Below are 25,980 nucleotides of genomic sequence, written 5' to 3'. Positions count from 1 at the left end.
TAAAACCTTAGGCGTGGGTGAAGTGAATTGTATGTCTTGTCAAATTAAAAAATCAATACTTTTATCCTTTTTGAAAGCTTTATCAGCGTATAAGCCTAAATTCTATGAATCTATTATAACCCTATAAAACCAGCATATCCAATTTGAAAGTTCTTTTATAATGGTATTTGCATAGAACTTTTATCAGATGGTACATTATGCTATTTTGATTACAGAAACAAATTAAAAATAGACAAGGACTGATTCTATGAAAATTGCGAGGAATCCTGAGAACATTCACCCACCTGTTGCTCCTTATGTACATCAAATTGAAGTCACTGGCCCCCATAGGTGGTTAACCCTATCAGGTCAAATCGGTATGATGGCAGATGGGACTATCCCTGAAGATGCAGCAGTACAATTGAATGTAGCACTAGAAAATATAAAAAAAAATTTAGAAAGCGCCAATATGGAGGTTCAAGATCTGACGAAGATCGTTTTCTATTTGGTAGGAGAAATGGATGCAAGTCAACGACAGCAAATCATCAATAACTTTTTTGGGGGACATCTTCCATGCACAACATTGATATATGTGGTTGCACTCGCTACTCCTGCCTTAAAGGTTGAGATAGACGCATGGGCTTGTAAGGAATTATAAATCATACTATGTTATATATAATCAAGATGTGCTGTAATTATGTATTTTTCTAGTACCCCTTTAACCCTTCTAAAGGGGTACAGTTTCATCTACTTTTACATAGATAGTAAAGTATTATTTAAGTAATGTGAGCGTTGTTGCAATTGCATTATCAACAAAGGCTTTTTGCGGCTGTGATTTCAGCATGACCGTTAATCCGATTAGTGCCACAAGTAGTGCTTGTGCTAAAGATTTCGCATCCGTGTCAGCATCTAACTCGCCTGATTGGATTCCTCGCTCAATCGTCTCCTGAAAAATAACAGCTAAATAAAGTTGATGCTCTCTCGTTAAAATTTCAAATCTCTCGTCATGAGGAGCTAATTCAACCATTGTATTGATACAAAAACAGCCGTTACTAAGATCTTTCGTATATTCAGCTGCAATCACTTCTTCAAAAAAGGTAGCAAATGCCTGCTTTACAGACGTATGGCTTTGGAGTCTTGCTCGTATATCAGCTGCACGAGATGTCGTATATCTTCGAAGTGCTGCTTCGAAAAGCTCTTTTTTGTCACCAAAGGTTGAATAAATACTAGGACGTTGAATGCCCATTCTAGCAGTGAGATCACTTAAAGAAGTAGCTTCATATCCCTTCTCCCAAAATAACTGCATGGCAGCCTCTAATACTTTTTCTTCATCAAATTCACGGGTTCTTGCCATAAAAAACCCACCTCCTTTATGTAAGGATTAATAAGCTGGTCACTACAATTTAAATACCAAACAGTATGTAATAATTGTATAACCTGCTCTTTATATTGTCAATTTCCGTTTTATTTATAAAAATAAATTCAAAAAATACATTGACACAGCAAATAAAACTAAGATATATTTACCAATAATTATTTCATACCGAACGGTAAGTTATAATGACAATTCAATTATGAATGGAGGATATCGTGTGGACAATGATCTGAAGCGAGAAAACGATGCGCCTACTATAAATCAACAGTCTTCCATGTCTCGAGCTATAACATTATTATTCGCAACAGCCTGTGGAATGTCTGTAGCCAATATTTATTTTGCACAGCCGCTGCTCGATCAATTGTCAAATGAGTTTACTATTGATCACTCGATTATTGGTGTTGTTATTACCATCACGCAAATCTTTTATGGCTTAGGTTTATTACTCTTAGTGCCTCTAGGGGATTTACTCAATCAGCGCCGATTGATTATTGGACAGATGCTACTGTCCATAACGGCTTTGGTTATAGTAGGCACTGCCTCCTATAGCGCAGTACTTTTCACAGGTATGGCTTTGGTAGGTCTACTTGCAGTTGTGACGCAGACACTTGTGGCATTTGCGGCTACTATGGCTTCCCCTACAGAACGAGGTCGTGTTGTTGGCATTGTCACGAGCGGAATCGTCATTGGCATACTGCTCGCTCGGACCTTCGCTGGTCTCTTAACTGATCTTGCTGGCTGGCGGTCCGTTTATCTAGTCTCTGCCACTCTTATGTTTTTAATGGTCTGTATATTTCTAAAAGTGTTACCTAAAGTGGAGCGTGAAGTAAAAGCCCTATCCTACTTTCAGCTAATTAAATCCGTATTTATGTTGTTCATTCAAGAAAGAACTTTACGTATCCGCTCGGTTCTAGCCATGCTAATTTTTGCTGATTTCAGTATTTTATGGACGCCACTTGTTCTGCCACTTAGTGCCCCACCGTTAACACTGTCACACAGTGTCATTGGTGCTTTTGGTCTTATTGGAGTGGCTGGTGCATTAGCTGCCGCACAGGCAGGGAAATTTGCTGACCGGGGTTATGGACAAAAAACAACAGGGATTGCTTTAGTGCTACTACTCATTTCATGGTTGTTTATAAATTATCTAGAAAAGTCGTTATTTGCATTAGTTGTTGGTATTATCTTGCTGGATTTGGCCGTACAGGCAATTCATGTCACTAATCAGACGATGATTCTTCCATTGCGTGCAGAAGCGCGAAGTCGACTTACCGCTGGTTACATGGTGTTCTACTCCATCGGCAGCGCTGGCGGTTCAATCGCTTCTACACAGACATATGCACACTTTGGCTGGGAAGGGGTTTGCTTACTTGGAGCTTCTATCAGTACAATTGCCCTTATTTTTTGGGTAATGACTAGACGATTCACAAAATATTGATTTAACTTAGGAGAGATAACAAATGGAAATAGGAATTACTTCTTTCGTAGAAACAAAACCAGATGTTCATAGTGGCGAGGTAATTAGTCATGCACAGCGTTTACGTGAAGTAGTGGAGGAAATCATTCTTGCAGATCAAGTAGGATTGGATGTGTTTGGCGTTGGCGAGCACCATCGAGAAGATTATGCTGCTTCCTCCCCAGCAATGGTGTTATCAGCTGCCGCTCCACAAACGAAAAAAATTCGATTAACAAGTGCCGTGACAGTTCTTTCTTCTGCCGATCCCGTACGTGTCTTTCAGGATTTTTCTACTTTAGACGGACTATCAAATGGGCGTGCGGAGATTATGGCTGGCCGTGGATCCTTTATCGAATCTTTCCCCCTATTTGGCTACAATTTAAATGATTATGATGAGCTGTTTGAAGAACATTTGGACTTATTACTCAAAATTCGCGAGTCAGAAAAAGTAGGATGGGAAGGGAAGCATCGACCAGCGATCAATAATTTAGGTGTGTATCCAAGACCTGTTCAAAAGTCTTTACCCATTTGGGTTGGTAGTGGAGGAAATCAACAATCAGCCATTCGGGCAGGAATTTTAGGATTACCCCTTATGCTAGCAATCATTGGTGGCAGTCCTATGCAGTTTGCTCCAATCGTACAACTTTATAAAAAAGCTGCTGCTCATGCAGGTCATGATTTATCTAAGCTTCGGGTAGGCTCCCATTCGATAGGTTTCGTTGGCCCGAATAACGAGTGGGCAGCAGATACATTTTTCCCATCTACACAGGTGGGCATGAATAAACTGGGCAAAGAACGCGGCTGGCCGTATTATGATCGTTCTAGTTATGATGCTGCACGAAGTTTTGAAGGGGCATTATATGTAGGTGATCCAAAGACAGTTGCAGATAAAATCATTCATCTTCGTAAACATGTAGGGATCACACGGTTTATGCTATACGTACCTTTAAGTACAATGCCACATGATCAAGTCATGCAAGCGATAGAACTTCTTGGAACAGAAGTGGCACCCCGTGTGCGTGAGGAAGTTGCTAAATGGGAGGCGGAAATGGTACTAGAAGGACATCCATTTCTTTAGGATTTCATTATATTTTAAAGGGGAATTTATATGACGATTAATAATCGTGTACTACCAGAATTAAGACAGGCTTACTCACAGTTTCCGGGCTTTCGTCTGCAGGAAGATTTAGCGTGGAGTCGCAGCCTCTTAGTCCAGCCACCATTAGAAAAGTCAAAACTTGTGCACACGACGAATTGCATGATTCCTAGAGGAGATGGAGGTGAAATGCTAGTTAAAATTTATGAACCAATTGAACGAAACCGTGATAAACTTCCAGCTATGCTTTGGATTCATGGTGGTGGTTTCGTTATGGGACACCCTGATATGGATGATCTTCTATGTGAACGTTTTGTTCAGACCGCTAACTGCGTTGTCGTTTCTGTTGATTATCGACTTGCTCCTGAGCATCCTTATCCAGCCGCGATTGAAGATTGTTATGCAGGGTTAGTATGGATGACAGCTGAGGCTCCATCACTAGGCATTGATGTTAAACGAGTGGCAATTGCTGGTGCAAGTGGTGGTGGAGGGCTAACAGCAGCACTAGCATTAATGGCTCGCGATAAGGGAGGGCCTTCAATTATATTTCAAATGCCATTATATCCAATGCTTGATAACCGAAATGAAACGCCATCTAGCTATGAGATTACCGATGCTCATGCAACATGGAGTAGATCAAATAATTTGACCGCTTGGCGTATGTACTTAGGAGAAGAAAAGGACACCAACGAACTTTCTCCGTATGCGGTTCCTTCAAGAGCAGATAATTTAGCAGGATTACCACCAACCTATACATGTATAGGTCAACTTGATTTATTTCGAGATGAAACCTTTGATTATGTAACACGTCTTGCCCAAGCAGGAGTAGATGTTGAAATAAATCTCTACCCTGGTAGCTTTCATTGCTTTGAAGTCTTTGTACCTGAAGCCGAGGTAAGTCAGCGTGCAAGTCAGAACTATTTAGATGCAATGGCTCGCGCTCTTCACCCTTAATCTACCTTACTGAGAATGTGAAATAGCCCTTATCATAGTCGTTAAGTAGTTCAGTTGCAATCATAATTGGTAGGGGCATAATTTTCTAAATGAAAGTTGCTGCTCTTGGAATGTTTGAATATGAAAATTTAAAATGCGAAAATGCTTTGACGGTATTTTCGCATTTTATAATTATAACAATTTAGTTATGATGACTTTGTTGATAAAAACTTCACAGCTATGCAAGTCCAATTCCTCAATTTATGGCAAGTTTATCGTAAAATAAAATAATGACTTTTTTTATCATCAAATGAACTATGATGTTAAAATTACTATAAAGTGATCCAATCAGGAGGTGTAATCATTTGGAAGAAAAATATACTATAGGTGAAACAGCTAAAATAATAGGTTCTACTATAAAAACAGTTCGTTACTATGATGAAATTGGGTTGCTAAAACCTACAAGTTATACTGATGGTGGACATCGATTATACACAGTGAAAGATATATGGCGTCTTGAAATGATTACAAACCTGCGTTATTTGGATTTTGGAATTGATGATATAAGCAAAATGATATCTGAGGAGCTATCAGTCACTAGAATACTTGATTGGCAGATTGAATCGATGGAAACACAGGTTAATACGCTTATGGATATGATATCAATTTTGCGTCAAGCAAAGGAACATAATGGGGATTCATTGCAGTGTATTCATGATTTAGTGAATGCACGAACAATTAAAGCTGAAAATAAAAAACAATTTATCGATAAAAAAGTGCAAGAAATACAATTCTTAAATGGCATTCCAAAAGAGTGGAAAGATTCGTTTTTTTATTATTTTGACAAATACATTATTAATCAGGTGAAAGGCTCCGCCAAACAAACCGCTGCTTGGCATGAGTTGCAGGAGCTCATAAATGATCCGCAGTTTATAAAAGACCTGAAAAATACTGAATTTCTGTACATGAATATTGTTCATCAGCCAAAATACAATGCTACAACACTGGTCAGAAAGCTCGAAAACATCCATGATCGATTGAATAAGGCGTTGAAACAAAAATCGCCTGCCAGCAGTCCGGTTGTACAGGCCATTGTCGATGATACTGCTAGGCTGTATGCGAACTCAGAGCATTTGGACAATAAAGAAGATTACTTCCATTACTTTGTAAAATATATTCAAAGAACCAAAACCAAACGACTCGAACGATGCGAAATATTATGTGCCATTCTAAGTCCACAATACTACCAACTCTCAAAAGCTAATCAATTACTATTTCAAGGAATAGAATGGCGACTTGAACATATGGAAAATTCAGAAGGCGAATAATTGAGGGGCTAAACACCCTCAACTATTCACCTTAGCTGTCAACCTTTCTGTAACGTAAATTCTGGATAATCCCCAATATTTTGCTCTAATAGTTTAAATGGCTGTTGCTTTAAATAATGATTAAAGAAATCCAATGAATAGTCGTTAATCAGATGATAAGCCTTTTGGATGTCGACCCCTTCCATCCGTTCATAAAGTGGTGAAAACAGGTATAAATCAGAGAAGCCCATATGCTTCATATCTTTAATCTTCATCCAATAGTTCCCACCCACAGTTACATACTCATACCGTGGCAAAGTTTCGTTTACAAACTCGATGAACTCCTCACTATCCGTTTCCTTCGCTTCTCTGATTGAGTCATCAGCACTCATCATCATAAATGGCTTCTTCAGCCCCTCCGTAGGAACTCGGAGTTTTCCATATAGAACGCCGTCCATATTAAGAGCTGCTTTTATTCTTGAATCTGTCATTAGCATTTGGGTGCTCGTTGCCCCACCAAAGGAATGGCCAAACATACCTATATTCTCCATATCCATTCGACCTGTAAAGCGGTTTTCAGGATCGTTTTGAGCCAACTGCTCTACTTGATCCAGCACAAATTTAGCATCTTCAACCCAACCCTCATTTGCTTTATCTAAATATACGATTGATTCCGTTTTTTGTGGGACGTAATTTGCTATACGACCATCAGAAAAAACGGAAGTAGTGCTACTATAAGTATGATCTATACCTACCACGATGTAGCCTTGACTGACTAGTTGCTCAATTTGAAAAGTGTTCTGATTTTTATGCCCACTAAAGCCATGAGAGAAAAGGAGTACCGGATAGGTTGTTTCCTGATTAGAAATCTCAGCGTTCTCAATAGCATGTGTCTTGACATAACCAAAATTTGTGAATAAAAACTTCGGTAAATTTAGAATTTTACTATACCCCTTTGCAAAAACAGCAGCATCCGAAATATAAGGAGCCGTATTACCTTTAACATTCGTATCAGCAGGATACCAGATCTGTACCATTAATTCGCGTTTGTCGCCAAGCTCTGGTGTGAGAGTCTCTTCCCTCTTAGTATCTTCCCAATCGTAGGTGACTGTTCCAATTTGGTACGGACCCGCTGGCTTTTCAAAGGTAAATACCGGAAGAACGATAGGCAGACTAACTGCTATGGCAGAATAAAGTACAGCTAATGTTGAATTCAGAACAACGCGTAATCGGCGCATACTTGATTGTTGTTCTTTTTGAACTTTTGGGTTAAAAAAGTGCCTTATCACAACAACAACGAGAAAAAATAATGTCATCAAATAAGTCGGTATCATTTGCCACCGCATCCCTTCAATGATTCCATGGACAAGTAGAAATAGCATAGACATACCACCAGCTATCAGTATTCCTCGCTGTGACTTGTTTCTACCAAAAACTAACCAACCTAGTAAAACAATATTAAAGATGACATAAAACAATTCAATAGACCTCATAATAAAAACCTCCTTGTTTTTTTGATCTTGCTGATTCAAATCAAAGTGTATTACCTCCAGTAAGAGGAGAATCAACAATCAATACAAAAAAACACTGACATTTTTTATAATTGTCCACCATTTTACAAATTTAAGGTTGTATATTATTAAAATAAAAATTGAGCAGTTATAAAAAATTGTCTTTATAATATCAATAAAGAACTATGAATATTTCACAGGTACAGGTTAAATTATTTTAGAAGTTAGGAGAGGACAGAAATGGATTCCTATGAAGTATCGACATTAAAAAAGGGCCTTTTGATATTGGATGTATTACGACAAAAGCATGCTCTTACATTGACTGAAATTATGGAAGAGTTATCACTGAATAAGACATCGGTTTTTCGCATGCTTTATACTTTGGAAAAAATGAATTATGTTAATAAATATAATAAATACTATCAATTAAATCCTCATATTTTTAGAGATGAACATCTATATTGGCATCAAGATATTGAATGGACTTCCCTTGTAGCACCCTATCAATTAGCCCGACAAGAAGAAATAACTACTTATATTGGTATTTTAGAAGATTGTGAAATGGTGATAAAAAATGTCATCAGGGAGCCATTTGAACAACCTTTTTTTCAAGCAATCGATACTCGAACACCCATGCATTCAAGTGCACTTGGAAAAGTAGTCTTAGCTCACCTACCCACAGAAACGCAACATGACATGTTAAATAGTATAAGACTTCATCCACTTACAACAAAAACCTTCTATGATTATGGTTTATTAATTCCTCACTTACAGGTTATTAAAGCACAAGGATACGCTGTTGATAATGAAGAAACCAATCTAGGTAAATGTTGTATTGCAGTACCTATCTATGTCAATAAAGAAGTAATAGGTGCCATTGCCCTACACGGTTCGACGGAGCAAATAAAGAAAGCGGCCATTCGTTCTTTTGTAAAAAAATTAGTCGAGGCAAGTAAAAAATTAACAGCGGAAATTGATTATCTTTTAACATAGTTTTGTATCTTAGAAGATTAATAAGCTATGCTCCTTTGCAATAAAAATGCTTTTGTTTCTATATATGAAACTATTAGTATAGATGTTTGTAAAAATAGGTTTTTATCCTATTCTTGTTATAGAAAAACGAGGAGGTAAGAAGATGAAATTCCATACATTAAAGAAAACTAATATCCGTATTTCAGAAATTGGTCTTGGAACAAATGCTGTTGGTGGTCATAATTTATTTGAAAGCTTAAATGAACAAGATGGAAAGGAGCTAGTGACAACAGCCCTAGATCTTGGAATAACTTTTATTGATACAGCAGACATTTATGGTAAAGGGCGTTCAGAGGAAATCGTTGGGGATGTTTTGAAAAACTATCGTAGGGAAGATTTCGTTTTGGCAACAAAGGCAGCTAAACGTTGGTTTGAAGATGGTACAGTAACAGTAGATAATCATCCAAAATATCTACGACAAGCTTTTGAAAATAGCTTAAATCGCCTCCAATTGGATTATGTAGATCTATACTATTTGCACTTCCCTGATAACGAAACACCCCTTGTTGAATCGATTGGAGAATTATCGCGCTTAAAAGAAGAAGGTAAAATCGGAGCAATAGGAATTTCTAACGTAACATTAGATCAATTAATCGAAGCAAATATGCATAATGATATTTCAGTCTTACAATCTCCTTATAATATGTTAAACCGTTCAGCCGAACAAGATTTACTGCCATACTGTATAAAAAATGATATTTCATTTATTCCTTATGGACCACTCTCATATGGTCTACTTGGTGGCAAGTATACAAAAGATTTTAAACTAGGCGCAGGGGACTGGCGAGTTTCAAACCCCTTATTCCACGGTGAACTGTTTGAACAAACATTAGTTAAAGTAGAGGCGTTAAAGGAAGTAGCAGCAGAAAAACAAACAACATTACCAAATCTGGCTCTTGCTTGGTTATTAGCCCAAGACGGTGTTGATGCCGTTATCCCAGGAGGAAAGCATAAAAGCCAAGTAGCTATCAATGTGGAAGCAACGGATGTCCTGTTAACAAATGAAGATTTAATGAAAATAGAAGGAATTTTATAATAAAAAATGAGAAAAGAGAGGATTTTTGCAAATTCGCTCTTTTCTCATTTTTATTATATTTTAGCTTTGTGCTCTATCGCAATTTTAGCGTAGTTTGACTGTGCAATTCTGCTAACAGCCTGTCATTTTCTTGGATTATTGGAAATTAAGCGACTCCTCTTCTTAATCCAATTTACGCACTTTAATCGGGATTAATGTTCTTTCTAATTGTTCACGATGCTGTTCGTACTGAAGTGGCAACATTAATTGGCTACCCATTGTCTCAGGTGTTTCGTCATGAGCAAATCCAGGAGGATCTGTAGCGATTTCAAATAGAATTTCGCCAGGCTCACGGAAATAAATCGCATTGAAATAATTACGATCTTTGACTTCCGTTACATGCTGTCCATGGTTCATCACATACTCTTGCCATTCTAAATGATCCGTATTATCTTGAGCTCTCCACGCAATATGGTGAACCGTTCCTACACCCATTTGACCACGTACACCTGCTACTGTTTTTAAATCTACAGTATTACCAATAGCTGCACTTGATTTATAACGAGTATAGTCACCCTCTGTCGCTACCTGTTCAAGGCCCATCACTTCTGTTAAAACTTTTGCCGTTTCTTCAGGATGACTTGAGTATAGTGTAGCTCCACCAAAACCTTTAATAGCAACCTCGGGTGTTACCTCACCAAATGTCCATTCATTGAGCTCGCCTTCCGCACGTGCAACTAGTTCAATATGCAAACCATGTGGGTCGTCCAATTGAATGACTTGCTCACCAAAGCGTTCAGCTTTTTGGAAGGGAATCGAGAATTTTGCTAAGCGATTAATCCAAAATGGAAGTGCCCCTTCTGGTACGACATACGTTGTAACGCCAACTTGGCCATCACCAATACGTCCTTGATAAGCATCTGCCCAAGGGAAGAAGGTAATGATTGTGCCTGGTTTTCCACCTTTATCGCCAAAATATAAATGATATGTGCCAGGATCATCAAAGTTTACAGTTTGCTTCACTAAACGTAAGCCCAACACACCTGCGTAAAAATCAATATTCTCTTGTGGATGCCCTACGATGGCTGTGATATGGTGAATACCTGCTGTATGTTTTTTCATGTTAACAAGCCCTTTCGACTATTTTTCTCACCTTTACTGTGCCCAACTACGTCCTACCTCAAACTGGATAAGCTTAGCGAATTGTATATAAAGCTTTAGACCATGGGATTAATTGATCTAACATTTGGTTCACTGAATCTGATTGTACTTCCTTTGGTTTAAAGTCTGTTCCATTTTCAAAATCTGTGAATAAGGATAATGCTGGGTGAACACGTACATCTGCAATTAATAGCTCTCCCATAATGCCACGTAGATGTTCTGCTGCACGAGCTCCACCTACAGAACCATATGAAACGATTCCTGCTGCCTTGTTATTCCACTCAACACGTAAATAGTCTAGTGCATTTTTTAAGGCCCCTGTAATAGAGTGATTATATTCTTGTACGATAAACACAAATCCATCTTGTTTAGCAATAATTTCTGACCAAGCCTGTGCACCCGAAGCATCTTGCCCTGGTTCGCCTAATAATGGCAATTTATAATCAGCAATATCGATCACTGTATAGTTTGCGTCACCACGTAGATCTGCAATTTCCTTTACCCATTGTGCTACTTGAGGGCTTACACGTCCCTCACGTGTCGATCCAATAATAATACCGATATTTAATTCTGCCATTGTTTGTTCCTCCTCTTTTTTTGAACTAAATAATTTATTCAAAAAACCCATAATTGTACCTCCTGACGAAAGCTAAAGGTTCGAATTCATTTATCTTGAAATTATTTATCTTGAATTCGAGATAATAATAACACGATATTTTTATCAACGTCAACAACTTTGTTTTTAAATTTAAAAAGGCAGAGAAAATTAACTCTCTGCCTTCCCTAAAAGCTTATAAACCTGTGATTTTAAATAGCTATATTGCCCATCATTGGTATCATGAAAAGCCTCATTCCTATTTGAATCAATATCCTGATAGTCGATTATGTATGAAAATTGCTCCTCCGTAAAATCCATTTTTACGCCATTAATGACATTATAAAAGTGCCAGCCCTCCTTGAGAAATGTCTTTCTAATTTCTCCGCCAAGAATATCCTGCACCACTAATGAAGTAACGCCACATTGCCCTTTTGCAGGGTTATCCAAGCTCCATTTAGAACTTGATTGGCTTGACCATAATTTTCTTAAAGCGTTTAAAATGTCTTTTTTCATGCTATAACTCCTCTCAAACACTTTAAAATGGGACTTCATCCATTTTTATTGGTGTTGAGTTCCCTGTAATCCAATCATCTTTAATAGCACTATAGACAATACTATCTGTCACGGTACCGTCCTCATTTTCCCAAGCATTTCTTAAATAGCCCTCGTTCACAAAGCCAGCCTTACTAAAGCATTTTCGCATCCCCATATTATCGGCTCTAGTATAGCCCTCAATACGAATCTTACCTTTTTCGCCAAATAGATCAATGAAGTGCTTTAACACCATATCCTTACTTCCACATGAATAAAAAGAATCCCGACTTTTTCCCCTTCCTCAAGTAGCCAATGTGTTTCACGATCGTTCTTATAGTAACCCTCCACATATGCAGCTCGAATGGACTCTTCTTTTACCAGTGGATTCGTGTGATACAACCATTTATTTTGAGTGAGTAACTGTACTAAATCATCAATTTCTTCTTCAAATAATTTGAATTCCATTAATAGCTCCTTTCTTAAATGTCCTCACATATATCAGAAAAAATAAAATTGGTTTTTGTATGTGCATATGGCTGTAATACATCAATAAACTGCTCAACATCAGAAAAAGTTTGAAAATGCCCTTTTAATAAAAAACATGCCTCACCTGATATTCGATAACAAAAATCTATCGTTGTATACGTCTTAATAAGATCTTTAAAATCTGCATAGCGGTTGTTTTTTATTGTCGCCTCAATGATAGCCTCAACTGGATAGCCTAATGCCTTTTTATTAATAGCCAAAGTATATTTTTTTATGACTTCCTGTTCCTCTAATTGCCGTACTCTTTCACGAACAGCTGGTGCCGATAAATGTACTCGTCTCCCTAATTCACTCATAGAAATACGACTATCCTCCTTTAATTCTTTCAGTATCCTTTCATTAATGAAATCCATTATGGCAATACCCCTTCTTTTTAAAAGGAAACGATTATAATTTCCTTCGAATTCGCATGTTAACTTCGTTATTCATATTTTACACTAATGAAAGGAGGGATGTTTGATGACACTTATTCATTTACACGACAAGGGCTTAACGCCATTTCAACAACTATTAGGCTATAACGAGGGAATTCAGCTGCACTGGCAACAGTTGGGGGAGGTACTCGAAAAAGACGGGCATCTATCCGCTTCATTAAAAGAAGAGGTTCGAAAAACATTAGCTCAAAAAAATGGCTGTCAGTATTGTAAGGCAAAAGGCAAACCAGATCCACAATACTATGATGAGAAAACAGCCGTATGTACAGGTTTTGCAGAAGCATTCTTAGCTTCAAAAGGTCACACTGCGGCCAATGTCACAGCTGTATTAAAGGATTATTTAACAGCAGCCGAGATTAGCGAGCTACTAGCATTTATTTGCTTCGCGACAGCACAGCAATATTTTGGTGCTCTTATGCAATTAAAATAACGGAACTAGGGGTCTTCCCTAGTTCCTATCCACCAATTTGAACGTTTTATCCATCACATTTAGTGCTGTATCCACCGCTTTATGCATGCTATCCATCTAAATCGATTTTCTATCGATTTTATTAGCTATATCTATAATAAATTGCTTACTAAGCTCCTCTTTCATATTATTCTCAGCATCCACCATCACTTGTTCAATAAGACAGCCTTGATGATGAAAGACATCTTCATGATCTGAAGCACAACTAAATAATGAGGTTTGTCCTTCAATCGCATAAATCACATCTAAGAAAGAAATTTCTTGTGGACGCTTAGAAATACGGTAACCACCGTTGACACCTGGATTCGACTCAATTAAACCTGCCTTCACAAGCTTTGTTAATATTTTCGAAAGATAGGTTGGTGATAATTTCTGCATTTCTGCTAGAGACTCTACGCTCATTGATTTCCCTTTAGGATTGAGCGTTAAAAACACCATCGTATGTAACGCATAATTTGTTGCTTTTGAATATTTCATCATTAATCACCTCCATTCAGGACTATTACTATCTGTAATTAAAACACATTCTACCATATATCAAGAAAAAAGCATGTTTTGCAGAAAAACACGCTTTATGATTTCTTATTCACGCTGCCCATAGCCTTCTTCTTCAGCCATGGCATCAGCCTTTGTCATATGCACAGTTCCAAATGGATGGTTTGGTGGTGCATAAATTGTGTAAAGCTTTAGCGGTTTATTGCCTATATTCGTAACATTATGCCATGTCCCTGCTGGCACCATAATGGCCATATCTTCAGACACGTGTCTTTGGAAGTTTAAATAATCTTTACTTGGTCCCATCTGTGTAACGCCATGCCCTTCCTCAATACAAATAAATTGATCGACGTGAGGGTGTACTTCTAAGCCAATATCTTCCCCAACGTTAAGGCTCATCACAGTTACTTGTAAGTGTGGCCCTGTCCATAGTACTGTTCGATAATTTTTGTTATGCTTTGTAGTCTCTTCAATGTTGACAACGAATGGTCCTGATCCAAAATCATTCTGGACATTACTTCTTGGCACTCGTTCTTCCTGATTTGGATAGGCCCAATAAACAGGTTGATAACCGTAATTATACAGTAGATAATTACCGTAATAAGGGTGGTACATGTAACTCAATCCTCTCATACATGATAACGCTATATTATGCAGTTGAATGAAAGAAGGTACTCCGTTTGCACGTTGAATTATTAATGGAGTGCTATTTATAAACAGATTGGAGGTAGCTGCCATGTACGCTAGATTAGCAGAAATGCTAGCAAGTACTACGGCGATTAAATGGTTTCCTGGACATGATGTTGAAGATGATTGGATTGTAGAAGCTGAAGTTGAATTAGGGTTCAGCTTACCACCATCCTATTACTGGTGGTTAAAAAATTATGGCAATGGGCAACTGAATGGTGGATCTATTCTCACAATCGGTCAACCAGCATACAGAGACATCGATCATACAGATATTCTTTATATACATCGTCTTAACTTGGCTGACAAGGATTGGTGTAAACAATATCCGAATAGGTTAGATTTATTTGTTCCAGACGCAGACGAACTATATTTTTTTAATACATCATCAAAAGATGAACATGGTGAGTTTTCAGTTATGTGCTTTGACTTATTGAATGACATGATTTATGAATATGCTTCTACTTTCTCAAAGTTTCTCGAAAAACTAATGGATGAACGGAGCTAATAGTGTGAGTTGCCATATCTATAGAGGCAACTCACAACTCAGAAAACTCCCTTTTAAGACGCTTGCGAAACTTATCATCTGTCAGAAATTTCAATTGAAAACTATTCATACTATTAGATAGTTTAATTTGTTCCATTGTATTTAAGTCGTTAGCAAAAAGGGCAATTTCCGTTTGATTCCCTTCTTTATCTTCCGCATAGGCTGCTAGTGTTAAGACAAATGCAGTCGATCCACCCTTTTGACCTGCATGTGTTAGCCATTCTTGATTTTTAGGATTCTGCATCAACTGTTCCATTACGGGATCTAAGTATTTATGTACCTCTGCACTGAAGAAATTTTTATTATTCAATTTTTCTAAAATAGAGATGTAATCGTTTGTAGTGGCCCTTATTAAACGGTCAGACCATATCTTTTGAAAATCCATATTGAGCAGTTTTTGTGCCTCTGCTTTCTCCTCGTAAGTCAAAGGTTGCTCTATCCAACTGGCGTGAATAGACGATGCACGCTCACGATATTCAGCCATATCCATTTCTTGCAAAGCCGCTAATGTTTCTTTTTTCGTTAAATTTTTTTCTTTCAAGACTTGAACCGGGATATGGAGTGCACTGACGATTGGATATAATGGTTCATGATCCTCTACATGTAGCTGTGTAAGCACATCATTAATCGCTTGAAAACCTAATACATGCATTAAATATTCCGTATTCGCATTGGAACTATAAGCAATCATACCACTTGCGACTTCACTTAAAGGCACATGATCCACACCCTGAAGGTTTAACTGCGCTAACCATGCTTCATGTGCACCTCCATCCGTTTTAGGAATATAAAATACCTCTAACTCCTTTAGATCAACCTGTTGCTGAGGATTAATGCGACCCTCTGCTGCTTGCTGTGCATAGGCTATAGCGACGATGATTTTAACTGTACTTGCTAATGGCAGCTGTTCCTTAGTGTTTAATTCCACCCAATATTGTTGATTGCGTTGAATGGCTACGGAAACATTTTTATCAGCTCTATGTTCCTTTATAAATTGAACAATATATTCTGGGTCGTCCTTCTTAATCTCTTTTTGAAACTTCCAAAAGACAATACCTATTACTAACCCTGCACAAATTAAAATGCCACCCATCATCCAATATAATTTTTTCACTTTCATCCCTCCATCACTCGTCTGCTTCCACCAACCATTGCTGCAATGCTGTAGACGACTGGTTTAATTGCAACGCTATTTCTATGTTTACTTCATCTGGGGGCATCACTTCCACGAGTATACAAATAGCGTCTCTTGTTTGATTCAAGGCAAATAGTCCCTCCTCATCAAGCTTTTTCATGGCTAATTCCATTGCTGTTAGCCGGAATGTCAATTCTTGCTGCCATTTTTCACCCCCAAGGACATTGATATTAGGTCGGTCATTCAAGTACTGACATACATTTGTAAAATACTCTTCACCGAAGCAACAATAAGGAGAATCTGCATAAGACCATTTGATAAGAGCAGCCTTTTCAGATTGAGAGTTGTTGCTATTTCTTGCCTGTTTAGTAGCTTCCCGCTCCAATGCTTCCCACGACCAAGCTGAAACGTTCGGAGCATGCCCTTCGCCAGTTGTATATAGCGTACAGTAATAGTCCCGCTCACCATTTTTAAATAAATTCAGAAATGATTTTCTTGCAGCATTAACAATTTCCTCTACTAAAGTCTCCGGTAGGCATCATAACTATGAATATCTCCTTTAACTTGCTTTAGGTATATAGAACGTGTTATCGACGGATAGCACCTTTTTCAATTTGATAGTAAGACACAAAAAACCATCTCTAATCTTCATTTAGGTGGTTTTAAATGTTTCAATTTAGTCATCGACCCTTCTTGAGAAATAAGACTAATGCTAATGAAGCCAAAAAGAATAAACTTAGATGGAAACTAACCAAATTAGCAATGTATTGAATGTAATAATGAGTATTAAGTATTGTACTTTGTTGTCGCATTAAAGTAGAAATAATTGTTGGACTAAATAACGAAATAACAGCGATAACAATTATACAACTTGAAAACATTTTCTTATCCAAAAAATCACCTACCAATTCTGTTCAGAAGTATCTATAGGTTTTTGAATAAGATGCTCCCACTAGTTTTCCTGCAACTCCACTCCCAAGACTCATCTCTCCTATAGTGGTAGCAGCATTTAATAAAGTTTAAGGTCATTGCATTGTAAGCTACATACACTAATGAATTAACGAAGCTCTTAAACTGCTAATGCCATTTTCTAAATATCCTTTGAGGCATGTTAACATATAAACCCAACCCTCTTTTTGCCCCATCATTTTTGCCATAATCTCTGGGTCATGGGCATTAAACCCTGACTCTACTACAGTAATAATGGTTTCGCCTTGTAATTCTTCAAGAGTGATGGTAACCATCGTCACTTCACCATGCTCTTCACCCCATACAAACATAATTTTTTCATTAGCCTCCATTTCCAGCACAGTGATTACACCCTCAGCATGATACTCATCATATCTAAGCGTAATCCTTTTACCCGCTCCCCATCTTTCAGAGCTATCAGAGAACCAATAATGCCCAATTTCAGTAGGAGAAATAATGGCTTCAAAAACTTTATGGACTGGCTGCCTGATTTTTAATTTCGCCGTCACATCCGTATTCATCATCGATCATCATCCTTTTTGTAATATTTATCTACACATTCTTCGCCAAATTTTCCCTTTTACCTCTCTAATAATAAAAATTAACTAAAAAAGTGTGATTCCCCTAATGGTAAAATCACACTTTTATATTGGTAAAATGATCTCAAATGTTGTACCGACATTTAATGTACTTTGGACGTTTACTTTCCCATGATGCTTTTCAACGATGGTTCTGACAATAGATAAACCTAACCCAGAGCCACCCAACTCACGGGCTCGGGAGTGATCGACACGGTAAAACGGCTCAAAAATATAGTGTAGCTGATCATTTGGTATCCCAATTCCTGAATCTGTAATTGTAATATGAGTAGCTCCATTCTTAACCTGTCCACGAACTTCAACCATTCCATTCTTGTGGTTGTACTTAATCGCATTTTCAATCATATTAGAAAAAACTCTATAGAGTAATGTTTGATTTCCCGTTATCGTTTTCACGTCAATATCTACAGAAATAGCGATATTTTTTTCTATACATAAAGGCTGTAATTCTTGTGTAATCGTGTCTAACATTGCTTTGAGCTCAATATCATCAGAAAAATGTTCCGTTTGCTCATAAGCTAATGTTAACAGATCGTTCACAACCTGGATGAGCCTTTGTGTGCCTTGCTCTGTCACCTCTAAATTTTCCTTATAATCTTCTACTGTTGGTGATTTTTCCAGTTTTAAAACCTGGATACCTGCCTTCATGGTTGTTAGTGGTGTTTTCAATTCATGTGCTGCATTTGCGGCAAAGCTCTTTTGGTACAGAAACGATTTTTCTAGTCGATCTAGCATGTGATTAAATGAAGCTGTAAGATCCCCTATTTCATCTTTTGTAGAAATATGTTCGATACGTTGAGCTAAATTATGTTCGCTTATATTTCCGATTTTTTGACTAAGATCATGAACTGGCTTTAAAGCTCGACCAGCCACTACATAAATGGTAGCTATCCCTGCTACAATAATAATTAACATCCATATGACACTCTGATTGATAAATTTCTTTTTCGCTTCTCTTACATCCGTAATCTTTATCTGAGCAACAATATCATGATTCATCTTGGTTTCTACTGTCGCCTCATCTATGATTTCTTTGTGAAGCCTATTTTCTTGATTGAGTATCGTTGTCGTAATAGGTTGAACAATTTTTTCCTCGGCACTATAAATGGATAGGAACGTTAACAAAATTGTAACCACTACAAAAATACAGCCAGTTAAAAGGGTCAGCCTCATTCTTAATGTTAAGTTATTCATATGAACCTCTATCATTTTCTGCAATGATATAACCTTGTCCTCGGATTGTCTGAATCACTTCTATTTCCCCCAAAACATCTGCCATTTTTTTTCGTAATGAATGGATATGGAACTTGAGTGAATTTGAAAATAAATCCGTTTCACTGTCCCATACATGCTCTATCAACTCCTCTGAGCTAATGACTTTATTTTGATGTAGCATGAGATATTCTAGAATAGCATATTCCTTTTTGGTAACATGTATCATCTCACCATCCACTAAAACTATTTTCTTTGAGCTATCAAGTGTTATATTTTCAAAAGATATAATGGCGCTTTTTTGACTAAAAGACCGCCTTAATAAGTTGCGTATACGCGCATCCAACTCTTGAAAATCAAAGGGCTTTATTAAATAATCATTGGCTCCACAATCAAGACCCAATATTTTATCATGAATAGCTGAACGTGCTGAAAGGATAAGTATTTTCACATCCTCGCTCTGAACTCGAATCTGCTCTAACACCTCTATGCCATCCATTTTGGGTAGGTTTAAGTCCAATATAATAAGGTCATATTCATTGATTTCGAATAATTCTAATGCTTCCTTACCATCAAAAGCTGTATCAACGGCATAGCCAGATTTCTTTAACCCTTTAGAGATGATCCTGGATAAGACAGCCTCATCTTCGACCAATAAAAGTTTCATTCGTTCTATCCACCTTTAAAAATCAGACTTTTTTAACGACCCGTGAGTTTCATAAATTTTGCTAACAAACAAGTCCTACCCCTTTGTACTAGAATAGCCTACTTGAATGAGCTTTTAAAATAATTTAAGTCAACTAACACTTGTCTCTTTTACCTTTACATAGTAAGAAGCTTGTTTTGAAAGATCAAAACAAGCTTCCTTTCATTACTTATCCTTTTCCCCGTTATCAACTATTGTAGTTGTCATCATCACAGCACCCTCAGGAATAGCTGGCATTTCACCAGGTTCAAAGGTTTTTACGCTCACTTTGACTGATTCTTTTTCATCTACTTTTGTTTTTTTCATTAACAAGCCTTTAGGAACCTCCTTTTTCTCCCCAGGCTTAAGTATCTTCACATCAGCCTTGATTGATTGTGCCCCTTTTTCATTCTCATCATTTGAAGAAGCTAATGCAGAAAATGAAAAACCACCTGTTAATAAACCTAATGCTAGTGTTCCTACCCCTAATGCTCTTAATTTCATAAATATCCCTCCAAGAAAATGATTTGTAACAATAGTTACAGACCAAGTATATCGATTGCTAGGTTAGAGGAAGGTTAGATTTTATAATAATCGATGATTTCTTTTACATTCCTATAATGTTCAAAATTTCGCTGACACATTTGTTTTGAATATTGATCATCATTCCTTTTTATAGTGTATTGACTTTTTTATATACTCTTCTTATGAATATAAATTCAATAAAAAAAGGTGCGATTCTCCTGCTGATAGAATCGCACCTTCCCATTTAAAATATTTTATTACTTTCTATAGTAAACTGTAAATCTGCTACATTTGCGATAAAATTCTTATCATGTGTCACGAAGATGATTGTTCCCTCATAAGCCATTATAAATTGCTCTAGCGCCTCTAATGCTTGAATATCTAAGAAGTTGGTTGGCTCATCCAGTAACAGTATATTAAAGTTCCCCAAAAACAGATAACAAAGCTGGAGTCGTATCGCTTCACCACCACTTAATAACTTCACACTTTTTTGTATATCATTTCCTACAAACTGCATGGAATTTAGAACACTTCGTAGAAAACCCTCATCGTAATCAGAGCGATTTTTTAAAAATTGGAGGACCGTTTCCTCACTTTTAAATTGGTAGCTCATCTGATGAAAATAGCCTATTTTGGCCTTAGGGGAAATGGTTAACCCATCCCCATAGTTTGCAATATGTTGTAGTAATGTACTTTTTCCACAACCGTTACTACCTGCAAGCGCAATCTTTTTACCTAATGGTATTTGGAAGTTTACTTTATTCAATAGTAGTTTCCCTGGTACGTGTAAAGTGAATTGCTCTGCCATAATCGGAAATTTATTGTGTAGTTCCAAAGCTTTCGATTGTCGAAAAACTATTTTTCTCTCTACCTGTACCGCATCTACTTTCTGAAGCTTCTCTATTCGATGTTCTATCGCTTTGGCTGCACGTTGTACGCTTTTTTGACTCGTACCTTTGGACTTTGTCATAAACATACGATTCGGTTTTGCATGAGCTTCTCTTTTTGACATGCTCCCTGCTTGGGTAATTTTTTCAGCTTTTCTCATTTTTTTATCAACAGCTTGTTCAAGACGACTTCTTTCCTTCAAGTATAAGTCATGCGCCTGACTTTGTTGATCTCGCTCTACCTGCTTTTGCTGAGCATAATTACTATAATTTCCAGAATAAATATTTATTCTGCCCCCATCAACCTCCCAGATCGTTGTGACCAATTCATCTAGTACAGCACGATCATGGCTAATTAGTACAAGCGCGCCATAATAATAACGCAATTCATCCAGTAAAAACGAAATACCCTCTTGATCTAAATGTGTTGTTGGTTCATCAATGAGCAGTGCTTCCTCATAAGAAGAAAGTAATTGTGCTAACTTCAATCTCGTTTGCTCCCCACCACTTAGTCCTTCAGAATATGGAGGAACAGCTAATTTTCCTAATAACTGTGCCTCTACCTCTACGAACATTGGTGCTTCCATTTGTTCAAAATATCCAAAATGAACATGACTCTTTAACATCCCACTCGTCGGCTGAATTTTGCTAGCAAGTAACTTCATTAATGTACTTTTTCCAGCACCATTTTTCCCAACGATGCCGATCCGATCGAATTGGTGAATAGCTAATTTTTCAATGTTTAAAATTTCTTTATCTAAATAATTTACGATTACATGCTCTAATTCAAAGCAAATTTTCTCCATATTGCTACCTCCCGAAAATAAATCATTTCGTATCGATAGCTATGGTATCGATACGAGCTTTTAGTTAAAGCCCGTATCAAAAGAATAATAGCATATGCATTATATCTTCCCCCTTATTGGGTAAATAAAAAACACAGACAATGTGCCTGTGATCTAAGTAACTGAGATATATTAGGAAAGTTGTCTCACTAAATAAAGGCGTGAGCTCCCTTTGTTGTGTTATGAAAGATGATTAAAAAAGGACAGACTATCCCGTATACTCTGGTTTCACAAACAGAGTTATTGACCCTATTCAGTTATTGGTTCAAAACGGTAAAACGTAGTCTCATTGAATAGCCCATTTTTTTAATCCTCCTTAAAAGTGTTATGATTATTATAAATATTTTTCCCAATTAGTCAAGGTCTCCCAGACTAAAGACATACAAAAAAAGGTCGATATATCATAAATGAACATTACAAAAAGTATATCATTTGGTGAAAACCTGATATAGTATGGATTTAAGAAAAAATCTAAATTGATATGGTGGTGTTATGTGAATGAAAAAATACGTAATGGATATTTTAATGATTATGCTTGGATCACTGCTCTTTGCCCTTGCAGTTAACTTATTTGTCATTCCGAATGATTTGGGTGAAGGCGGCGTAACAGGCTTAACAATTATTGCCTATTATCTTTTCGGATGGTCTCCGAGTATTGTCAGCTTTATCATGAATGCAGCTTTACTAATGGTTGGCTATAAATTCCTAAATAGACAAACAACAATCTATACTATCATTGCGGTCTCTTTCCATTCTTTATTCTTACATTTAACAGAATCTTGGTCTATTTCCTCAGATGAGATTATCGTAAATACGATTTTTGGTGGCGTATTTGCCGGGGTTGGTATCGGCTTAATTATTAGAGTTGGTGGTACAACAGCAGGTTCTACGATTTTAGCTAGAATTACCAACAAATATCTTGGTTGGAGTATTAGCTATGGACTTTTATTCTTTGATTTAATTGTTGCTTTTTCATCTTATTTTATCATCGGTGCAGAGGCTTTAATGCTAACGATTATTATGCTCTATGTTGGTACAAAGGTGATGGAATTTGTGATTGAGGGCGTTAACCCTAAAAAAGCTGTTACCATTATCTCAAAGAAACCAGAAGACATTGCTGGACAGGTGACTGCTTATATGAACCGTGGAGTTACAGTTCTTTCAGGTCATGGCTATTATACAAAGGAACAAAAAGAAATTCTGTATATCGTCATTAGTAAACAAGAAGTTGTGAAGCTCAAAAAAATTGTCAAAGAAGTCGATAAAGATGCCTTTATTGCCATTCATGATGTAAGGGACGTTTTTGGAGAAGGCTTTATTGAACTAGCAAAATCTTAAGACAGTCAAAACACCTTTTGTAAGTTACAACAAAAAGGTGTTTTTTCTATTTACCTATTTCTATCGATCTGTAAGGAGCTTTCAATAATACTGTCCAATAGTGCTGGATAACTGATGCCAGCAGCCAGTGCACTTTTTGGTAGAAGGCTATTTTGCGTCATCCCAGGCAATGTATTAACCTCTAACACATAAGGGACGCCATCCTTAATTAACATATCTACTCTAGCATAAACACTGCATCTTAAAGTCTTGTAGCTTAGCATCGCAGCTTTTGCCACACGATCATGAATCGCAAGTGGGAGTTCCACAGGCTCCTCTATTGTAGAAGCATCATCATATTTCGCCTGGTAGTCAAAAAATACTGCCGTATGTTTGATTGAAAGGACTGGCAAAAGCTTCTCATTGAGGATTGGGCATGTAATTTCGTCACCAATCAAGTACTGCTCAATAATGATTTCGTTATCCCACCTAAATACCTCTGCTACAGCAGTCAATAGGGCACTCTGATTATGGACAATTTGAACACCTACACTAGAGCCACCAGCATTTGGTTTCACTACAAGCGGATAACCAATAAGTTCTATATCCTGTAAGGGCAGCTCCTCTCCTTTGATGAGATGTATCCAATCTGGTGTTGCGACACCCTCATAACGAAGTATTTTTTTAGCCATATTTTTATCCATGCACAAGCTACTTGCTAGAAGACCACTTCCTGTATAAGGAATACCCAATGTTTCTAGTACCCCTTGAATCGTACCATCCTCCCCAAACTTTCCATGCAGTGCTAACAAAGCGACATCAATGCCACGCACCTTATCAATTACCTCTTTGTTGTCATCTAAAGTAATGGCAACAACCTCATATTTTTGCTTATCTAATTGAGCGACCATTTCTTTACCTGTCATAATGGAAACCTCCTTTTCAGAGGAAGTACCTCCCATAATTACGCCAACCTTCATTTTCTCAACCCCTCATATCATTTTTCAATGTATCACCTATGATTTGAATACCACGAACAATATCGTCATCTGCTAAACGAGAAAAACCTAAACGAAATGTATTACTGCCTTTCCCATTTGTGAAAAATACATCTCCTGGGTAAAACACTACGCCCTTGTCATAGCACTTCTCCAGTAGCAGACGTGCATCAATTCCCTCTTCTAGCTCTATAAAAAGATGGAGCCCACCATCTCCTGTGATTCTACTAAACGGAATGAATTGCATACAGGTTTGACGAGCAAGCTCATATTTTTTTTTATAGACAGACCTTGCCTTCTTTAAATATTTTTCAAAATAGCCATCCTGCAAATATTGATATAATACCGCCTGATCGAGTGTTGACGTATGAATCGTTCGAGCTCTTTTCATGCTTTCTAAGCAGTCGATTAACGCCTTATCTGCTAAAATCCAGCCAACACGTAAGCCTGGGAAAAGTATTTTAGAAAAGCTGCCAATATAGACAATGTTATTACCTTTACCACTAAAAGCGATCAGCGGCGCCAAATGAGCGCTTAAATACCTTAATTCCTCATTAAAGCCATCCTCTACGACGGGAATTTGATATTTTGCAAAAAGCTGAAAAATAGCATTCCGTTTTTCTGAGGAAGTAACAATTCCAGTAGGATTATGATAAGACGGAATGAGATAGGCAAAATCAAATTCTTTTGCTGCTAAGGCTTTTTCCACCTGATCCATATCAATGCCATCATCTTTCATATCAATGCCATGTATCTCTAACCCATGCAAACGGAAAAGCTTTAATGCTGCGTGGTGTGTAGGATTTTCACATAGTACACGCCCTGATTTTTTAGCTAAAGAGGACAATAAAATATCTAGCCCCTCTGTAAAACCATTTGTAATGACAATATCTTTATTAGAAATGTCTACACCCTTCAATTCCATATAACTGAGAAGATAGTCAATTAAAGGCTTATAGCCCTTTGCATAGCCATAGTTTAAGACAACATCTCCTTCAATCGACATTCTTGTAAGAAACGCCCTTTTGAAATTTTCAACATCAAAAAGCTTTTCTTCCGGGGCAATACTAGTGAAGGAGATCATTCCTTTTTGCCACTGTATATCTTGTCGTAATAAATCAATTTCATCTGCTAATAAAGTGGTTGCATTCAGCCTTTGCTTCCAGTCCATTTCAATAGACGCTGTTTTCAATGGCGTGACCTTCCCTACAAAATGCCCTATTCCCTTCTTTGCATAGATGATGCCATCTAGCTCTAATTCGGCATATGCGTTCAAGACCGTATTTCTACTGATTGATAATAGCTTACTAAGTTCACGGGTAGATGGAAGCTTTTGATGTTCTAACAGATGCCCTTTGACAATCATATCTTGAACATAATCCTTCAATTGTACATAAACCGGACGTTCATCCATAAGCTTAAAATCACTAAACACTTCCTAACCCCCTTGCTTCATTTTTTCATAACCCTTGCCAACCTAAAAGGTCCACCTAATATGTAATTTCCAGTTAGAGTGGTTGTTCCTCTTTCTATCATATTTCAATAGTATGGTGTGTATATCAAAAAAGCCCTACGCTATGTAGCATGAAATATAGGAGTTTAAAATTTATCATATACAGTTAGACAAAGCTAGAAA

General features: G+C 37.3%; 29 protein-coding genes. 10 read left to right on the top strand and 19 right to left on the bottom strand.

All coding sequences use genetic code 11. From position 1 onward, the window contains the following. Positions 1-247 precede the first annotated feature (247 nt). Complete coding sequence (locus tag AC6BKE_RS04830) at positions 248-637, top strand: RidA family protein (RefSeq protein ID WP_499856053.1); 390 nt, start codon at positions 248-250, stop codon at positions 635-637. A 114-nt stretch (positions 638-751) separates the two neighbouring features. On the opposite strand, the gene AC6BKE_RS04825 is transcribed toward AC6BKE_RS04830, so the two are convergent. Next, positions 752-1,333 (bottom strand): TetR/AcrR family transcriptional regulator, encoded by a 582-nt coding sequence (locus AC6BKE_RS04825; RefSeq protein WP_499856051.1) that lies wholly within the window; start codon positions 1,331-1,333, stop codon positions 752-754. 295 nt (positions 1,334-1,628) lie between these two features. On the opposite strand from AC6BKE_RS04825, the gene AC6BKE_RS04820 reads away from it, so the two are divergent. From AC6BKE_RS04820 to AC6BKE_RS04805, 4 genes are all read left to right on the top strand, one after another. Continuing rightward, entirely contained in the window at positions 1,629-2,789 is a 1,161-nt protein-coding gene (locus AC6BKE_RS04820) for an MFS transporter (RefSeq protein ID WP_330493705.1), read from the top strand. A gap of 22 nt (positions 2,790-2,811) precedes the next feature. Next, entirely contained in the window at positions 2,812-3,885 is a 1,074-nt protein-coding gene (locus tag AC6BKE_RS04815) for an LLM class flavin-dependent oxidoreductase (RefSeq protein ID WP_499856049.1), read from the top strand. 30 nt (positions 3,886-3,915) lie between these two features. Next, positions 3,916-4,857, top strand: a complete 942-nt coding sequence (locus tag AC6BKE_RS04810; protein WP_499856047.1) for an alpha/beta hydrolase — start codon at positions 3,916-3,918, stop codon at positions 4,855-4,857. Between the two features lie 344 nt (positions 4,858-5,201). Continuing rightward, on the top strand, positions 5,202-6,164 hold the full coding sequence (locus tag AC6BKE_RS04805) for a MerR family transcriptional regulator (protein ID WP_271911344.1): 963 nt from the start codon (positions 5,202-5,204) through the stop codon (positions 6,162-6,164). Between the two features lie 38 nt (positions 6,165-6,202). On the opposite strand, the gene AC6BKE_RS04800 is transcribed toward AC6BKE_RS04805, so the two are convergent. After that, the gene (locus AC6BKE_RS04800) at positions 6,203-7,636 is read right to left on the bottom strand and encodes an alpha/beta hydrolase family protein (protein ID WP_499856044.1); all 1,434 of its coding nucleotides are present in this window, start codon (positions 7,634-7,636) and stop codon (positions 6,203-6,205) included. 258 nt (positions 7,637-7,894) lie between these two features. On the opposite strand from AC6BKE_RS04800, the gene AC6BKE_RS04795 reads away from it, so the two are divergent. Both AC6BKE_RS04795 and AC6BKE_RS04790 read left to right on the top strand, forming a co-directional pair. Further along, a complete protein-coding gene (locus AC6BKE_RS04795; RefSeq protein ID WP_499856042.1) occupies positions 7,895-8,647 on the top strand; it encodes an IclR family transcriptional regulator in 753 nt (250 codons plus the stop codon). A gap of 142 nt (positions 8,648-8,789) precedes the next feature. Then, positions 8,790-9,722 carry an aldo/keto reductase gene (locus AC6BKE_RS04790; protein WP_036128769.1) on the top strand — a complete coding sequence of 311 codons (933 nt, stop codon included), beginning with the start codon at positions 8,790-8,792 and terminating at the stop codon, positions 9,720-9,722. Positions 9,723-9,884: 162 nt separating this feature from the next. Here AC6BKE_RS04790 and AC6BKE_RS04785 read toward each other — a convergent pair whose 3' ends face one another. The 6 genes from AC6BKE_RS04785 to AC6BKE_RS04760 all read right to left on the bottom strand — a co-directional run bounded on the left by AC6BKE_RS04785 (position 9,885) and on the right by AC6BKE_RS04760 (position 12,893). After that, the gene (locus tag AC6BKE_RS04785) at positions 9,885-10,823 is read right to left on the bottom strand and encodes a ring-cleaving dioxygenase (RefSeq protein WP_089933692.1); all 939 of its coding nucleotides are present in this window, start codon (positions 10,821-10,823) and stop codon (positions 9,885-9,887) included. Between the two features lie 73 nt (positions 10,824-10,896). Beyond that, complete coding sequence (locus tag AC6BKE_RS04780) at positions 10,897-11,490, bottom strand: NADPH-dependent FMN reductase (protein ID WP_036128773.1); 594 nt, start codon at positions 11,488-11,490, stop codon at positions 10,897-10,899. A 138-nt stretch (positions 11,491-11,628) separates the two neighbouring features. Then, the gene (locus tag AC6BKE_RS04775) at positions 11,629-11,973 is read right to left on the bottom strand and encodes a YunG family protein (RefSeq protein WP_499856039.1); all 345 of its coding nucleotides are present in this window, start codon (positions 11,971-11,973) and stop codon (positions 11,629-11,631) included. 22 nt (positions 11,974-11,995) lie between these two features. Beyond that, on the bottom strand, positions 11,996-12,247 hold the full coding sequence (locus AC6BKE_RS04770; protein ID WP_230593984.1) for a GNAT family N-acetyltransferase: 252 nt from the start codon (positions 12,245-12,247) through the stop codon (positions 11,996-11,998). After that, entirely contained in the window at positions 12,238-12,459 is a 222-nt protein-coding gene (locus tag AC6BKE_RS04765) for a hypothetical protein (RefSeq protein WP_230593986.1), read from the bottom strand. The genes AC6BKE_RS04770 and AC6BKE_RS04765 overlap by 10 nt, the downstream gene beginning before the upstream one ends. Before the next feature lie 14 nt (positions 12,460-12,473). Further along, positions 12,474-12,893 (bottom strand): Lrp/AsnC family transcriptional regulator, encoded by a 420-nt coding sequence (locus AC6BKE_RS04760; RefSeq protein WP_036128778.1) that lies wholly within the window; start codon positions 12,891-12,893, stop codon positions 12,474-12,476. Positions 12,894-12,999: 106 nt separating this feature from the next. Here AC6BKE_RS04760 and AC6BKE_RS04755 point away from each other — a divergent pair, with 106 nt between their 5' ends. Next, positions 13,000-13,404 (top strand): carboxymuconolactone decarboxylase family protein, encoded by a 405-nt coding sequence (locus AC6BKE_RS04755; protein ID WP_036128779.1) that lies wholly within the window; start codon positions 13,000-13,002, stop codon positions 13,402-13,404. 96 nt (positions 13,405-13,500) lie between these two features. Here AC6BKE_RS04755 and AC6BKE_RS04750 read toward each other — a convergent pair whose 3' ends face one another. Together AC6BKE_RS04750 and AC6BKE_RS04745 are read right to left on the bottom strand one after the other, a co-directional pair. Next, positions 13,501-13,923 (bottom strand): Rrf2 family transcriptional regulator, encoded by a 423-nt coding sequence (locus AC6BKE_RS04750; RefSeq protein ID WP_338652106.1) that lies wholly within the window; start codon positions 13,921-13,923, stop codon positions 13,501-13,503. A 102-nt stretch (positions 13,924-14,025) separates the two neighbouring features. After that, entirely contained in the window at positions 14,026-14,553 is a 528-nt protein-coding gene (locus AC6BKE_RS04745; protein WP_445299956.1) for a cupin domain-containing protein, read from the bottom strand. A gap of 121 nt (positions 14,554-14,674) precedes the next feature. On the opposite strand from AC6BKE_RS04745, the gene AC6BKE_RS04740 reads away from it, so the two are divergent. Next, on the top strand, positions 14,675-15,133 hold the full coding sequence (locus AC6BKE_RS04740; RefSeq protein ID WP_499856034.1) for an SMI1/KNR4 family protein: 459 nt from the start codon (positions 14,675-14,677) through the stop codon (positions 15,131-15,133). A gap of 31 nt (positions 15,134-15,164) precedes the next feature. Here AC6BKE_RS04740 and AC6BKE_RS04735 read toward each other — a convergent pair whose 3' ends face one another. The 7 genes from AC6BKE_RS04735 to AC6BKE_RS04705 all read right to left on the bottom strand — a co-directional run bounded on the left by AC6BKE_RS04735 (position 15,165) and on the right by AC6BKE_RS04705 (position 21,990). Next, positions 15,165-16,286 carry a serine hydrolase gene (locus tag AC6BKE_RS04735; RefSeq protein WP_036128786.1) on the bottom strand — a complete coding sequence of 374 codons (1,122 nt, stop codon included), beginning with the start codon at positions 16,284-16,286 and terminating at the stop codon, positions 15,165-15,167. Positions 16,287-16,299: 13 nt separating this feature from the next. After that, a complete protein-coding gene (locus AC6BKE_RS04730; protein ID WP_342504458.1) occupies positions 16,300-16,818 on the bottom strand; it encodes a DUF4303 domain-containing protein in 519 nt (172 codons plus the stop codon). Positions 16,819-17,356: 538 nt separating this feature from the next. After that, positions 17,357-17,800: an SRPBCC family protein gene (locus tag AC6BKE_RS04725; RefSeq protein WP_499856031.1), complete on the bottom strand. Its 444-nt coding sequence runs from the start codon at positions 17,798-17,800 to the stop codon at positions 17,357-17,359. Positions 17,801-17,920: 120 nt separating this feature from the next. After that, positions 17,921-19,069 (bottom strand): sensor histidine kinase, encoded by a 1,149-nt coding sequence (locus AC6BKE_RS04720; protein WP_058845238.1) that lies wholly within the window; start codon positions 19,067-19,069, stop codon positions 17,921-17,923. Beyond that, positions 19,062-19,754, bottom strand: a complete 693-nt coding sequence (locus AC6BKE_RS04715; RefSeq protein WP_036128792.1) for a response regulator transcription factor — start codon at positions 19,752-19,754, stop codon at positions 19,062-19,064. Before AC6BKE_RS04715 ends, AC6BKE_RS04720 begins: the two co-directional genes overlap by 8 nt. A 204-nt stretch (positions 19,755-19,958) precedes the next feature. Beyond that, positions 19,959-20,276, bottom strand: a complete 318-nt coding sequence (locus tag AC6BKE_RS04710; RefSeq protein WP_342504339.1) for a hypothetical protein — start codon at positions 20,274-20,276, stop codon at positions 19,959-19,961. Between the two features lie 265 nt (positions 20,277-20,541). Beyond that, positions 20,542-21,990 (bottom strand): Msr family ABC-F type ribosomal protection protein, encoded by a 1,449-nt coding sequence (locus AC6BKE_RS04705; RefSeq protein WP_036128796.1) that lies wholly within the window; start codon positions 21,988-21,990, stop codon positions 20,542-20,544. 537 nt (positions 21,991-22,527) lie between these two features. Between AC6BKE_RS04705 and AC6BKE_RS04700 the strand changes: the two genes are divergently transcribed. After that, positions 22,528-23,367 carry a YitT family protein gene (locus AC6BKE_RS04700; protein WP_036128798.1) on the top strand — a complete coding sequence of 280 codons (840 nt, stop codon included), beginning with the start codon at positions 22,528-22,530 and terminating at the stop codon, positions 23,365-23,367. Positions 23,368-23,417: 50 nt separating this feature from the next. Here AC6BKE_RS04700 and AC6BKE_RS04695 read toward each other — a convergent pair whose 3' ends face one another. Together AC6BKE_RS04695 and AC6BKE_RS04690 are read right to left on the bottom strand one after the other, a co-directional pair. Further along, the gene (locus AC6BKE_RS04695; RefSeq protein WP_089933688.1) at positions 23,418-24,326 is read right to left on the bottom strand and encodes a D-alanine--D-alanine ligase; all 909 of its coding nucleotides are present in this window, start codon (positions 24,324-24,326) and stop codon (positions 23,418-23,420) included. Between the two features lie 4 nt (positions 24,327-24,330). Next, positions 24,331-25,779 carry an aminotransferase-like domain-containing protein gene (locus AC6BKE_RS04690; protein WP_499856025.1) on the bottom strand — a complete coding sequence of 483 codons (1,449 nt, stop codon included), beginning with the start codon at positions 25,777-25,779 and terminating at the stop codon, positions 24,331-24,333. Positions 25,780-25,980: the final 201 nt, after the last annotated feature.

The sequence above is a fragment of the Lysinibacillus sp. COL-1 genome (assembly GCF_059814265.1).
The sequence above is the reverse complement of the archived record's forward strand: the minus strand, read 5'-3'. Positions and strand labels throughout refer to the sequence as shown.

What these genes read in the sequence shown, in the direction of transcription:
- AC6BKE_RS04740 (WP_499856034.1), top strand. Translation starts at nt 14,675, where the DNA reads ATGTACGCTAGATTAGCAGAAATGCTAGCAAGTACTACGGCGATTAAA.
- AC6BKE_RS04755 (WP_036128779.1), top strand. Translation starts at nt 13,000, where the DNA reads ATGACACTTATTCATTTACACGACAAGGGCTTAACGCCATTTCAACAA.
- AC6BKE_RS04695 (WP_089933688.1), bottom strand. Translation starts at nt 24,326, where the DNA reads ATGAAGGTTGGCGTAATTATGGGAGGTACTTCCTCTGAAAAGGAGGTT.
- AC6BKE_RS04700 (WP_036128798.1), top strand. Translation starts at nt 22,528, where the DNA reads ATGAAAAAATACGTAATGGATATTTTAATGATTATGCTTGGATCACTG.
- AC6BKE_RS04780 (WP_036128773.1), bottom strand. Translation starts at nt 11,490, where the DNA reads ATGGGTTTTTTGAATAAATTATTTAGTTCAAAAAAAGAGGAGGAACAA.
- AC6BKE_RS04820 (WP_330493705.1), top strand. Translation starts at nt 1,629, where the DNA reads ATGTCTCGAGCTATAACATTATTATTCGCAACAGCCTGTGGAATGTCT.
- AC6BKE_RS04745 (WP_445299956.1), bottom strand. Translation starts at nt 14,553, where the DNA reads ATGTACCACCCTTATTACGGTAATTATCTACTGTATAATTACGGTTAT.
- AC6BKE_RS04775 (WP_499856039.1), bottom strand. Translation starts at nt 11,973, where the DNA reads ATGAAAAAAGACATTTTAAACGCTTTAAGAAAATTATGGTCAAGCCAA.
- AC6BKE_RS04750 (WP_338652106.1), bottom strand. Translation starts at nt 13,923, where the DNA reads ATGATGAAATATTCAAAAGCAACAAATTATGCGTTACATACGATGGTG.
- AC6BKE_RS04725 (WP_499856031.1), bottom strand. Translation starts at nt 17,800, where the DNA reads ATGATGAATACGGATGTGACGGCGAAATTAAAAATCAGGCAGCCAGTC.
- AC6BKE_RS04770 (WP_230593984.1), bottom strand. Translation starts at nt 12,247, where the DNA reads ATGGTGTTAAAGCACTTCATTGATCTATTTGGCGAAAAAGGTAAGATT.
- AC6BKE_RS04760 (WP_036128778.1), bottom strand. Translation starts at nt 12,893, where the DNA reads ATGGATTTCATTAATGAAAGGATACTGAAAGAATTAAAGGAGGATAGT.
- AC6BKE_RS04765 (WP_230593986.1), bottom strand. Translation starts at nt 12,459, where the DNA reads ATGGAATTCAAATTATTTGAAGAAGAAATTGATGATTTAGTACAGTTA.
- AC6BKE_RS04830 (WP_499856053.1), top strand. Translation starts at nt 248, where the DNA reads ATGAAAATTGCGAGGAATCCTGAGAACATTCACCCACCTGTTGCTCCT.
- AC6BKE_RS04785 (WP_089933692.1), bottom strand. Translation starts at nt 10,823, where the DNA reads ATGAAAAAACATACAGCAGGTATTCACCATATCACAGCCATCGTAGGG.
- AC6BKE_RS04705 (WP_036128796.1), bottom strand. Translation starts at nt 21,990, where the DNA reads ATGGAGAAAATTTGCTTTGAATTAGAGCATGTAATCGTAAATTATTTA.
- AC6BKE_RS04810 (WP_499856047.1), top strand. Translation starts at nt 3,916, where the DNA reads ATGACGATTAATAATCGTGTACTACCAGAATTAAGACAGGCTTACTCA.
- AC6BKE_RS04795 (WP_499856042.1), top strand. Translation starts at nt 7,895, where the DNA reads ATGGATTCCTATGAAGTATCGACATTAAAAAAGGGCCTTTTGATATTG.
- AC6BKE_RS04825 (WP_499856051.1), bottom strand. Translation starts at nt 1,333, where the DNA reads ATGGCAAGAACCCGTGAATTTGATGAAGAAAAAGTATTAGAGGCTGCC.
- AC6BKE_RS04800 (WP_499856044.1), bottom strand. Translation starts at nt 7,636, where the DNA reads ATGAGGTCTATTGAATTGTTTTATGTCATCTTTAATATTGTTTTACTA.
- AC6BKE_RS04710 (WP_342504339.1), bottom strand. Translation starts at nt 20,276, where the DNA reads ATGAAATTAAGAGCATTAGGGGTAGGAACACTAGCATTAGGTTTATTA.
- AC6BKE_RS04815 (WP_499856049.1), top strand. Translation starts at nt 2,812, where the DNA reads ATGGAAATAGGAATTACTTCTTTCGTAGAAACAAAACCAGATGTTCAT.
- AC6BKE_RS04720 (WP_058845238.1), bottom strand. Translation starts at nt 19,069, where the DNA reads ATGAATAACTTAACATTAAGAATGAGGCTGACCCTTTTAACTGGCTGT.
- AC6BKE_RS04715 (WP_036128792.1), bottom strand. Translation starts at nt 19,754, where the DNA reads ATGAAACTTTTATTGGTCGAAGATGAGGCTGTCTTATCCAGGATCATC.
- AC6BKE_RS04790 (WP_036128769.1), top strand. Translation starts at nt 8,790, where the DNA reads ATGAAATTCCATACATTAAAGAAAACTAATATCCGTATTTCAGAAATT.